This is a genomic window from Amycolatopsis sp. NPDC043885, from assembly GCF_056435685.1.
The window spans coordinates 50,578-62,155 of sequence record NZ_JBWKEA010000030.1 but is presented as its reverse complement, the minus strand read 5'-3'; the positions used below and the strand labels follow the sequence as shown (position 1 = coordinate 62,155).

General features: G+C 69.0%; 8 protein-coding genes. 3 read left to right on the top strand and 5 right to left on the bottom strand.

Features of this window, described 5'->3' with window-relative positions; all coding sequences use genetic code 11:
• The 5 genes from AC069I_RS43225 to AC069I_RS43205 form a co-directional block, all read right to left on the bottom strand.
• Nucleotides 1-2,090 (bottom strand): SAV_2336 N-terminal domain-related protein (locus tag AC069I_RS43225; RefSeq protein ID WP_478267995.1); only part of this gene is annotated, 2,090 nt, incomplete at its 3' end.
• A 19-nt stretch (nucleotides 2,091-2,109) separates the two neighbouring features.
• On the bottom strand, nucleotides 2,110-3,192 hold the full coding sequence (locus tag AC069I_RS43220; RefSeq protein WP_478267994.1) for an AAA family ATPase: 1,083 nt from the start codon (nucleotides 3,190-3,192) through the stop codon (nucleotides 2,110-2,112).
• A 13-nt stretch (nucleotides 3,193-3,205) separates the two neighbouring features.
• Nucleotides 3,206-5,017, bottom strand: coding sequence for a VMAP-C domain-containing protein (locus tag AC069I_RS43215; RefSeq protein WP_478267993.1), 1,812 nt, complete (start codon nucleotides 5,015-5,017; stop codon nucleotides 3,206-3,208).
• Nucleotides 5,018-5,187: 170 nt separating this feature from the next.
• The gene (locus AC069I_RS43210; protein ID WP_478226900.1) at nucleotides 5,188-5,904 is read right to left on the bottom strand and encodes a S1 family peptidase; all 717 of its coding nucleotides are present in this window, start codon (nucleotides 5,902-5,904) and stop codon (nucleotides 5,188-5,190) included.
• 171 nt (nucleotides 5,905-6,075) lie between these two features.
• Complete coding sequence (locus AC069I_RS43205) at nucleotides 6,076-7,110, bottom strand: PucR family transcriptional regulator (RefSeq protein ID WP_478226899.1); 1,035 nt, start codon at nucleotides 7,108-7,110, stop codon at nucleotides 6,076-6,078.
• Between the two features lie 96 nt (nucleotides 7,111-7,206).
• On the opposite strand from AC069I_RS43205, the gene AC069I_RS43200 reads away from it, so the two are divergent.
• From AC069I_RS43200 to AC069I_RS43190, 3 genes are read left to right on the top strand one after another with little or no spacing between them, the layout of a single operon-like run.
• Complete coding sequence (locus tag AC069I_RS43200; protein WP_478226898.1) at nucleotides 7,207-8,109, top strand: alpha/beta hydrolase; 903 nt, start codon at nucleotides 7,207-7,209, stop codon at nucleotides 8,107-8,109.
• A complete protein-coding gene (locus AC069I_RS43195) occupies nucleotides 8,106-9,860 on the top strand; it encodes an ABC transporter ATP-binding protein (RefSeq protein WP_478226897.1) in 1,755 nt (584 codons plus the stop codon). The genes AC069I_RS43200 and AC069I_RS43195 overlap by 4 nt, the downstream gene beginning before the upstream one ends.
• Nucleotides 9,857-11,557, top strand: a complete 1,701-nt coding sequence (locus AC069I_RS43190; protein ID WP_478267992.1) for an ABC transporter ATP-binding protein — start codon at nucleotides 9,857-9,859, stop codon at nucleotides 11,555-11,557. The genes AC069I_RS43195 and AC069I_RS43190 overlap by 4 nt, the downstream gene beginning before the upstream one ends.
• Nucleotides 11,558-11,578: the final 21 nt, after the last annotated feature.

Genomic DNA, 11,578 nt, shown 5'->3' with positions numbered 1-11,578 from the left:
ACCAGATCATAATCCTGAAGATGCCGATAAATATACTCAGTCGCCATCTGAGTCTTACCGATACCACCAAGACCATGCAACGCCGAAGGAAGCACGGCGGTGGTACCACTGCTCAATCGCTTGGTGAGCTGGTCGAGCAGTTCGTCGCGACCGGTGAAGTTGGGGTTCCGCGGGGGGACGTTCCCGAAGATCAGCGGCGGGTCGTCGGGCTGGCGGTCGGGGAAGTGCCGGGAACTGTCCGCCGCCGACGGGTGGACGATCCTGGTCGTCGGTTCGTTCGCGTCGGGCTCGCTGAGATAAGTCGACCGTCCCTGTGGCACAGGTGTCGAAGCAGGTGGACGTTCGGCCGTCTCAGGCATTTTTGGGCTCACAGCCTTCTTTATTGATTCAGATTCGAATGCGACGAGACCCCGGCCTCGTACCGCGTTCCGTAGCCGGTCGGCCCGGGACAGGTACGGTCCGGAAAGCGCGCGCATGAGTGCGCTTTCCAATTCCACATCGGCCGGGGACTCGCGGGTGAGGTCTGGATCCGGTGTGTTGTTCGGGTCGGCGATGGCGTCCCGGAGGTGACCGAGCAACCTGATCCGGTCACCGAAATGGGTGGCGGCCACTCGGACGACACTGGCCGTTTCCGACCGTCGCGCGCCGCTGAGCAGCAATTCCCGGACTGCCTCGGGAAAAGCGAAGACCCCGTCGGTGTCCCAAGTGGACTTGCCCTCCCTGAGTGCGGGAGCGTACATCATCCCCGAAAGCAAAAGCTCGAGGAGGTGCTCCACTCCCGCTTCCGGTACGAACCGTTGTCCCACCAGCTTCGCCACGTCGAGACGGACCGGTACCGCCGCGAGCAACTGCGCCAAGCGTAGCGCCGGCGGCGACGCGACACTGCGGAATCTGTGCACTCTTTCGGCGGGTGACAAAGTTACCGGCGGGTCCGCGAAATCGGACCGGGAACTCCGTTCCGTGGTGAGGACGACCGTTCCTTCGACGGCACCGGTGTTTTCGCCGGTCATCAGCCCGGCCCACCAGCCCAGCGACCGTGGCCGCAGTTCGAGCATCGGCACGGGGACGAGGTGGCCGGGCACTTCCGAGCCCGGTTCGAGCCAGGCGTCCGCGAGGTCGCAACCCCATCGGCTGTTGGGTGCCAACGCGTTCGGGACACGTAACCACGCCTTGTGCGGCTCCATTCCGCACCGGCCCCACAGCCATGGCGGGAGCAGGTGGACGATGCTCACCGGCATCCGCCTGCCCCAGCGCGCGAGCATCGGGTACAGCGCGTCCTTGTTCTGCCAGGCATCGCCGACACCGTCGGTCAGCAGCAATACGGCCCGCCGTCCCGAAGAATCCACGATCTCGTCCGGGTCGCGGGCGGGCGCGCCGGGCGTGCCACCACGAAGAACGAGACCCTCTTCGCTGTCCTTCGCCGTTTCCAGCAGCCGAACCTGAATGGTGCGGAAAGCACCCACCTGCCGGAGTAATTCGACGAAGGCCGACACCCTCGGCCGCCACAAGGCCATCGAGGGACCATTGTCGAGGACGAGCGTCAGGTCCAGCCAGCGCTCTTTTCTCGATCGGGTGACCGGCCACCACCGGCCGGTCTCCGCGACCCGGACGGCGGTCGCCACTTCGTCCAGGACCACGTTGTTGTGTCGCCGCGACACCGTCTCCCGTTTCAGTGATCTCAGTGCGCGGAAGTACTCCAGCGATTCGAGGAGTACCACTCCCCCCGGCCCGGTGCCGTCCACCGCGGGTTCGGGCAGCTCACCGGGCACGGCCTCGATCCCGACGATCTCACCGTCGTCCCCGGCGGTCGCCTCGGTGTCGATGATCCGCGACGGCCGCGACTCGGGAGGTTCCGGGTTTTCCCCGCGTTCGGCGGGAGCATTGCGGATCCGCGTTTTCTCGGAAGGCCGCTCCGGCTCCTCGTCGGGCTCGGCTCGGTCTGCGGCCCGCCGCGGCGAAATGGCCGCGGCCAGCCACACGATGTCGGCGACGTCGGTCCAGCTCAGGTCCTCGAACCCGAACCGCTCGACCCCCTGGGGGGAACCGGTCTTCCGCCGCTCCGCCACCGGGGCGGAACGCGAGTCGGACACACCGCCCGGCCCCTCCATGTCACCGCACCGTCAGTCGTTGCCAGAGGGCGTCCACCAGCCGCGGCCATGCCTCCTGATCCGGCTGGTACGCGCCCGACGTCGCGAGATAGACGGCGTCGAGCAGCCTGTCGGTGGGGAGACCGCCTTCCGCCTTGCTCCGTTCGGCGAATTCCCGGATGAGCCTGTCCCGGTGTTCGCCGTTCTCGCCGACCAGATGGCCCGCCACGATCGCCGCGAGCTGCTCCTCGTCCGGGTTCTCGATCCGCAATTGGAGGCAGCGGCGCAGGAAGGCGGGCGGGAACTCCCGTTCGCCGTTGCTGGTCATGACGATGATCGGGAAGGCGTGGCAGGCGATCCTGCCGTCGCGGACCACCGCGGTGCGCTGCGGATCGGCGGTGTGCACGGTGACCTCGGGATGCCGGTTGCGCACGCGCGCCAGTTCCTCGATGGAGAATTCGCCGTCCTCGAAGACCGACAGCAGGTCGTTGGGCAGATCCGCCTCGGATTTGTCCAGCTCGTCGATCAGCAGTACCCGCGGCAGCCTGCTCGGGAGGAAGGCGGTGCCCAGCGGGCCGAGCCGGACGAAATCGCCGATCGGTGGTTCTTCCGCCTCGCCGCCGCGCTGCGCCTGACTGGTCGCCGCGGCCTGGACCCGGCCGATCGCGTCGTAGCCGTAGAGGCCGGAACTCAGCGCGGTGTGGCTGGTGATCGCCCAGCGCAGCACCCTGCCGAGACCGAGTTCCCTGGCGATCCGGTACGCGAGGCTGGATTTCCCCGTCCCCGGGTTTCCGGTGACCAGCAACGGACGGCGCAGATACAGGGCGGCGTTGACCATGTTCAGCTCGCCGTCGTCGACGGTCAGCTCCGAAAGCGTGAACGCGGTGCCGAGACGGCGCTCCGCCTCGCCGTCGTCCGGCGGCGGCACGTCGTTCTCCGGTGGCGGGTCGCCGCGATACGAACGCCACGGCGGCGGCGCGGGCAGCAACTGCGCGAGGTCGATGTCGTGAATGGGCCTTCCGGTTCCCCGGTAGATCCACCAATCGGGTGCGTCGCGCTGAGGCGTCCGGCCGTTCACGGCCGCGTCCTGATCGTTCCCGCTCATCCGCGGCATCCCCTTACAGTCGAGTCGGGATCAACGGTTGGTCCAGAACGATCACCCGTTTCGGGTCGTCCCACATTACCACCAGATCGTGAGCCAGAGAATTCTTGAACGGTACCGCCGCACCCGAATTCGCCAGTTTGCGGCGATCCGGGAGTTCGATAAAACCGCTGTCCGCGGCCAATACCCAGTCGAGCAACTCGCGCAGGTTCTCCGGCTCGGCGTCCGGATGCCAGAGCACCACCGGAAGGCCGCCGCGGAGCGCGCTCGTCAGTTCGTCCGGCACGCCGCCCGGTTCCGCTTGGGGCGAAGGGGGTTTCGTCAATACCAGGCCGACCCAGTGATCGTCGCTCAGGATGGCGTCGATCGGATGATCCTCGAACTCCGCGCACCCGGAATAGTGCAGCCGATCGGCGGCGGGGTCCTTCACCATCGAATCCCAGCGAACATGCCATGCGCGATGCCAATGCCTCGCCCGCATCCTCTCCAAAGACCGTATTCCGAGCCGGTACCCGTAGCGCAACGGCTGGGGATGGCCGGTCTCATGTTCCTTCGCCCAGCGCTGCACGGGCAAATTGATCAACGTCCTCGGCAGCAGGAATTCCACCGACGCGGACACGCTCTGGCCGGACCAGACGCCTTCAGTCTCCAAGATGACGTCATCGACCCTGAACTCGACCTCTTCTATCCCGATTTCCCGCACTCCACCGAGTGACGGCGGCCAGACCTCCGGATCTTCCTGCCGCCAGAACGCGAGCGTGCACCGCGTGGGATCCCCGGAAACCGGTTCGAGCATGATCAACAGATGTAGATGGGGCCGCTCCGGAATCGGTGGCCTGCTCTGCCGCTGATGCAGAAGGGCGGGGCCGAGCCGCAACGACCTGGCCTGGTCGGCGATCCAGTTCGCGATCATGGCCGCGGGCTCGCCGTCCACGTTTTCCGCGAGCAGGCCCAGAAAAGTCATGGCCGGTGGGATACCGTCCGGCCCCGCGTTGAAGTCGGCGAGCAACTGGAAAGCACCCCACGCGTCGGTGATGCCCTCCAGCCGGGGCAAGGGGACCGCGGGGCCGAGCGCGCGGCTCACCATGACCGCCAAATGGGGGACTTCCAGCCGGGTCAGTCTTCGGTGCAGGCCGGCCAGATCCTTGCGGGGGATCAGCTCCAGAACGGCGCTGTCCAGGTCGGCCAGAAACAGGTCTTCGGCGGCCGCTACCGCCGGTTCGGGGAATTTGGCGACCGTCGCGGTACCTTCTCCGTGCAGTCGTAAATAAGCCGTTCCGGTGAAGGTCTTCACCGAAACGGGTATCGGACTGTACGACTCGGGCAACAGGCCCGGGTCCTTTTCGATGACGTCGGCGAAAAATCGCTGCGAACAGATGAACGCGATCATCCGGCCGGATTCCGCGAACGCGTCCTTCGCCTGTTGCGCGTCCAGAATGCGGAAAGCGATGTCGACCGCTTCCCCGACCCATCCGTTGCCGTCGTCGATCACCTCGCCGGAGTTGAAGCTCACCCGGAGCCGCATCTGCGCCTGCGGCGTCCGCGTGTGGTTGTACCGGCGGAGGGCGACCGCGATGCGATCCGGGAACAGGTCGGCGACCAGGCTTTTGGTCGTTCCGGGCGGCAGAAGGACCAGCACACCGTCGCCGCGGTCCTCGTGCGCGCAGGAATCGAAATCGATACCGCTTTCGGCGAAGGCCGTCTTCAGCACCTCGTACATGCCTTGGTGGACGGCGAGTCTGTCGAGCCGGTTGCGGTCCGGCGCGGTGAACCCCACGACGTCCACCACGACGATCGTGCGGTCGAGAGCCCGCGTCGGTCGCGCCACTGGCCCCCTCCCAAGGTCCACGGCGCCGCCCCACCGGCGCCGACCGCCACATTATCGCGTCGATCGGCCCTGAGGGTGAGTGTCAATTGACAAATAGGGGGCGGCGGGAGCGTGCTAGGGCTCGTGAGCGGTAAGGACGGTTCTAACCGTCCTTACCGCTCACGAGGCGGTCAGACGCCGGCGACCTGCTGGATCCAGCTGCGGTAACGGGTGATGTTGGTGTAGGCGGTGTTGTTCGACCGGTCGCTGGTCGAGGCGACGCCGACCTGGCGGCCGCCGGAGAACATCGGGCCGCCCGAGTCACCGCCGGCGGTGATGCCGTCGACGCGGTTCGCGCAGACCGCGACCCCGCCGTGGTAGTCACCGCAGTTGACCGAGTTGACCCGGACGGTGGCGACTTTCAGGTAGCGGGACTGGCAGTTGATCTCCGAACCGCACTGGCTGGTCGCGCCCCAGCCGTAGACCTGGACGTTCTGGCCGACCGCGACGTTGCTCGTGGTGCCGAGCGGCGCGTAGGTGGCGTTGACCGAACTCGTCAGCCGGACGATGGCGAGGTCCGCGCCCGAGTGGCGGGTGATGCTCGCCGCCGTGGCCATCGTGCCGCCGCTCTGCTGGTCGAGGCTGCCGATCCGGAACGTGTAGCTGCCACTGCTGGCGACACAGTGCTTCGCGGTGAGGATGTACTGCGGCGCGATGATCGTCGCGCTGCAGTTCTGCTGGCCGTTCACGAACAGCCGGGCCGCCCAGGGAGCGTTCTGCGCGTACTGACCACCGATGATCATCGGCTGCACGCCCGAGGGCTCGGCGGCGGTCGCGGTGGGGGCGGTCGAGCCGAGCAACGCCATGAAGGCGGTACCGGCCAGCAGGACAAGAGAGCGCAGTCGCATGTTCCGACTCATTTCTGCGGCGGGTTCCGGCCGCTTCAGTGGGGACGAACGCGCTGATTCTGTGTCGTGCCAAGGGAACCCGGAAACCGACGAAAGTTCGCGTCGGCTACCTATTTATTTCCATGACGCGCGGCGAAGGTTTTTGAGTATGCGCCGAAGATCATTAGGTAGTCACTCGCCGAGCAGCCGCCACGCGGTGAGGGCGAGCCTCGCCCTGGTCAGCCCGAACGGGTCGGTCAGGTCGACGGCCAGGCTCTTGCCGATCTGGGTCAGCCGTCGCGCGACGCTGCTGTGGTGCAGGTGCAGGGAATCGGCGGCCTGGCGTACCGAACCCGTGGCGCAGTAGGCGTCCAGCGTCCGCAGATCCTCGGGATCCGCCGCCAGCTTCGTGATCGCGACGACGTCGGCGTTGGCCCGCGTGTCCTCCTCCGGGATCCGCGCGAGCAGGGCCAGCGCTCCGAGGTCGTCGTAGTGGATCACCGGACGGCGCGCGGTCGTGAAACGCAAGGCCGTCTTGGCGTCCTGCCAGGACCGATGCGGGCAGCCGGTCTCCCCGATCCCCGCCCGGACGTCCTCCGGAAAGCGGTCCGGGTCCACCGCGGTGGCGAGGATGATGCCGACGTCGGTGAGCGACGCGGCCTTGACCGGGCGGCCGGGGCAGATCAGGTTCCCGATCTTCTCGAGCGGGAGCCCCGACCGGACGGCGACCACCCTGATCGACGCGTCGGCGGGGAAACCCAGCAGCCGCAGGGCCCGGCTCCTCGCGGCGTCGTCGCCGGCGGCACTGATCACGAGCTCCACCAGCGCCGGATCGGCCATGGTGGTACGGGCCGGTCCGTACCTTTCGACGACCGTCGCCACGGCGATCGCGAGCCGGTCCAGCACCGCTTCGTCGAGGGCGACGGGCGTTCCCTCGCGTTCCAGCCACACCGTGCCGATCTCCTCGTCGTCGAGGGTGACCGCCTCCGTGATGGGCGCGGGCGCGGCGGTCGGCGCGGCTTCGCGGCCGTCGGGTGCCATGCGGATGGTGCGTCCCGTGCTGTGGAGCCGGATGCCCGCCACGCATTCCGCCAAGCCCGCGGTGGCGCGAGCGAGCGCGGGGAGGTCGACCCGCCGCCGCATCAGGGTGTCGTAGAACATCACGACCCGGATCGCGCCTTCGACGTCGGGATCCAGATGCGACAACCGCGCGGCCAGTGCCTCCATGTCCGCGAGCGTACGCGGCGATCGTCGCACGAAGGGGCGATCACACGCGACGGATGGCGGCCGCCCTCCGGCCCCGGAGCCGGAAGGATCGTGGTCATGGATCCCGAACTCGAAGCCTTCATCGCCCTGTTCCCGCAGGCGAAACTCGACGACCCGGTCGCGGACCGCGTGAGCTTCGCGAAACTCGCCACGTCCGTGCCGCAGCCCGACACGTCGGACCTGGAGGTCGAAGACCGGACGGTGCCCGGTGAACCCGGCGTCCCGATCCGGATCTACCGGCCGCGTGAGGCACAGGGCGCCATCATCTGGCTGCACGGCGGCGGCTGGGTCATGGGCAACCTGGAGACCGAACATCCTTGGGCGGCGCGGCTCGCCGAAGCCTCCGACGCGACAGTGATCTCGGTCGAGTACCGGCTGGCACCGGAAAATCCGTTCCCGGCCGCGTTCGACGACGTCTACGCGGTGCTGAACTGGACGGCCGAGCACGCGGCCGAACTCGGCGTCGACCCCGACCGGATCGCGGTCGGCGGGCACAGCGCGGGCGGCGGGCTCGCGGCCGCGACGGCACTGCGAGCTCGCGACGAAGGCGGCCCCCGGATCTGCTTCCAGCTGCTCAACCAGCCGGGGCTCGACGACCGGCAGGAGTCCTGGTCGGCGCGGAACTTCACCGACACGCCATGGATGAACCGCGCCAAGATCACCGCAGCGTGGGGGCACTACCTGGACGGAAAGCCCGCGCCTTCGCCGTATGCCGCCCCTTCGCGGGCCACCGATCTCTCCGGGCTGCCACCCGCGTACGTGGCCTCCGCCGAGTTTTGCCCCAATCGCGACGAGAACATCGAGTACGCGCTCCGTCTGCTGCAGGCGGGGGTTTCGGTCGAGCTGCACCAGTGGGCGGGCACCTTCCACGGGTCGCAGGCCATCCTGTCCGCCGAGGTGTCCCGCCGTCAGATCGACGAACTCGGCGGCGTCCTGCGCCGCGCGCTGGCCTCGTCATGACCGCACCCACCGCGACACCCACGACGGCCGGGCTGCTGCGTCCGTTCGCCGGGAGTTTCGCCGCTGTCGTCGTCCTGCAGATCATCGGTGCCATCTCGGGGTTGGCGCCGCTGCTGGCGGTCGTCGAACTGGGCAGGGCGCTGCTGGTGCCCGGCCCGGCCGACGAGAGCCGGGTGTGGACGGCGGTGGCCGTCGGCGCGGCCGGGCTGTTCGTCCGGCTGGTGCTCACGGCCGCGTCGTCCGGGATCGGGCATCTGCTCGACGGCCGGGTCCAGCTCACGTTCCGCCGTCTGCTGGCCGCACGTCTGGGACGGGTGCCGATCGGCTGGTTCTCGAACCGCCGCACCGGTGAACTGGCCAAGGTCGTCGGCGAGGACGTCGGCGCCGTGCACCCGTTCATCGCCCACACCCCCGGCGAACTCGTGTCGGCCTTCGTCGTCCCGCTGGTGTCGCTGGTCTACCTGCTCACCATCGACTGGCGGCTCACCTTGATCACGCTGATCCCGGTGGTGCTGGCGGTGGCGCTGGTCCCGCTGATGATGACGCCCTCCCGCCTGCGCGAGCAGGAGGAGTTCGACCGGGGAATGGCGGGGATCTCGGATTCGGTCGTCGAGTTCGTCCAGGGCATCGCCGTGGTCAAGGCGTTCGGCGGCGCGGGCCGTGCCCATCGCAGGTTCCGCACCGCCGCGGACGCCTTCGTCGCCACCTTCACCCGGTGGGTGCACGGTATGGCCGGGCCGGCGGCGGGGATGCAACTGGCGCTGTCGCCGCCGTTCGTCCTGCTGGTGGTCCTGATCGGCGGCACGCTCCTGATCACCGGTGGCGGCCTCGCCCCGGTCGATCTCCTGCCGTTCCTGGTGCTCGGCCTGGGCTTGACCGCGCCTGTGGCCGCGCTCGGCCACGGCTTCGACGAACTCCAGGCCGCCCGTCGCGCCACCGGCCGGATCCGCGAAGTGCTCGCGGTGCCGTCGCTGCCGGAGCCGTCGAAGCCGGTCGCGCCGCGAGGCCATCGGGTGGAACTGCGCGGCGTCCGCTTCGGCTACGAGGCGGAGCGCGAGGTCCTGCGCGGGATCGATCTGGTGCTCGAACCGGGGACGGTCACCGCGCTCGTCGGGCCGTCGGGCGGCGGGAAGTCCACTTTGGTCACTCTGCTGCCGCGGTTCTTCGACCCGGCGGACGGTTCCGTGCTGCTGGGCGGCGTCGATCTGCGCGAGATCGGCAGCCGGGAGCTGTACCGCAAGGTCTCCTTCGTGTTCCAGGACGTCCGCCTGCTGCGCGCGTCGGTCGCGGACAACATCGCGCTCGCCGTGCCACACGCCGAGCTCGACGACATCGTGCGCGCGGCCCGGCTCGCGCAGATCCACGACCGCGTCCTCGAACTACCGCACGGCTACGAAACGGTGCTGCACGAGGAAACCGGGTTGTCGGGCGGCGAAGCGCAGCGGATCTCGCTGGCTCGTGCGCTGCTCGCCGACACTCCCGTCCTGGTGCTCGACGAGGCCACCGCGTTCGCCGACCCGCGGACCGAACTGGCCGTGCGCCGGGCACTGACGGCGGGGCGCGCCGACCGGACGGTCCTGGTCATCGCCCATCGCCTGGAGACGGTCGTCGACGCCGACACCGTCGTACTGCTGGAGAACGGCACCATCACCGAACGCGGGAAACCCGCGGAGCTGCTGGCGCGGAACGGGAGGTTCGCCGCCTTCTGGCGTTCCCACCGCTCCGCCGAACCACTGGGGGAACCTCGATGATCCGGATGTTGCTGAGCGTCCTCGGCCCCGACCACGCCCCGCCGGTGCGGCGCACCGTGGCGCTGATGACGGCGACCGCGATCGTCGAGGGCCTGTCGTACGCGCTGCTGGTCCCCCTGCTGCGGGCGCTGCTCGGGAGCACTCCGGGCGACGCCGTCCCGTGGCTGATCGCGTTCGGCGCGGCCTTCTCGGTGTTCGCGATCCTGCGTTACCGCGCCGATCTTTCCGGATTCCGCGCCGGGACGACGTTGCTGCGCGGGATGTACCACCGGCTCGGCGACCATCTCGCCCGGCTGCCGATGGGCTGGTACAGCGGGAAACGGGTCGGTGAGGTGTCGTCGCTGGCCGGACCCGGTGTCCTGCGGGCGATGGGCGTGATCGCGCATCTGCTGGCGCCGTTCATCGCCGCGTGTGTCACCCCGCTGACGATCGTGTTCGTGATCCTCGTCTTCGACTGGCGGCTGGGGCTGGCCGCGCTGATCGCGGCTCCGGTCGTGGCGGCCATCCAGGTCTGGACGGGTCGTTCGATGGCCGCCGCCGACGAGGAGACCGCGGAACGCGGGAACGAGGCCACCGGGCGGGTCATCGAGTATCTGCAGGCGCAGCCGGTGCTGCGCGCGGGTGGCCGAGCCGCGGAACGATTCCGGTTGCTCGACGACTCGCTGCGAGACCTTCAGCGAGCGAACCACCGGTCCACGCTGTCGGCGCTGCCCGGTGTCGTGGGGCTGACGTTCACGGTGCAGGCGATGTTCACCGGCCTCCTGGTACTGGGCGCGTTCCTCGCGCTCGGCGGGGGCATCGGGGCACCCGAGGTGCTGACGATCCTCGTCCTGGCCGCGCGCTGCGCGGATCCGCTGCTCTCGCTGACCGACATCGGCGGCAAGCTCCGCGGCGCGCGTACGGTGCTGACGAGGCTCGACGCGCTGCTGCGGACCGAACCGCTGCCGGAGCCGCCGGACCCCGTCCGGCCGGAGCGGCACGACCTCGAATTCGAGTCCGTCGTCTTCACCCGCGGCGGCCGCACGGTGCTCGACGGCCTCTCGCTGACCGTCCACGAAGGACAGAAGCTGGCCGTCGCCGGGCCTTCGGGCGCCGGGAAGAGCACGGTGCTGCAGCTGCTCGCCCGGTTCCACGACGTGGATTCGGGAGCGGTGCGCGTCGGCGGGGTGGACGTCCGCGCGATGAGCACCGAGGACCTGATGGCGCGGATCGCGATCGTCTTCCAGGACGTCCACCTCTTCGACGGCACGATCGAGGAGAACATCCGGCTCGGCCGCCCGGACGCCGGCGACGCCGAGGTGCGCGCCGCCGCGACGGCGGCCCGGCTGGACGAGGTGATCGAACGGCTGCCCGGCGGCTGGTCCGCGAACGTCGGCGAAGGCGGGGCGCTGCTGTCCGGCGGGGAACGCCAGCGGGTCTCGATCGCGCGTGCCCTGCTGAAGGACGCGCCGATCGTGGTGCTCGACGAGGTGACGTCGGCTCTGGATCCGGTCAACGAAACGGCCGTCCACGAAGGGATCGAGCGCCTCATGGCGGGCCGGACCGTGGTGATGGTGGCGCATCGGCTGCGGACCGTCGAACGTGCCGATCACGTGGTCTTCCTGGACGGCGGCCGGATCGTGGAGGAGGGAAGCCACGACGAGCTGGCCCGGCTCGGTGGCCGGTACGCCGGGTTCCTCGAACTGCAAATCGCTTGACGCCACGCGCGAACGGCAATG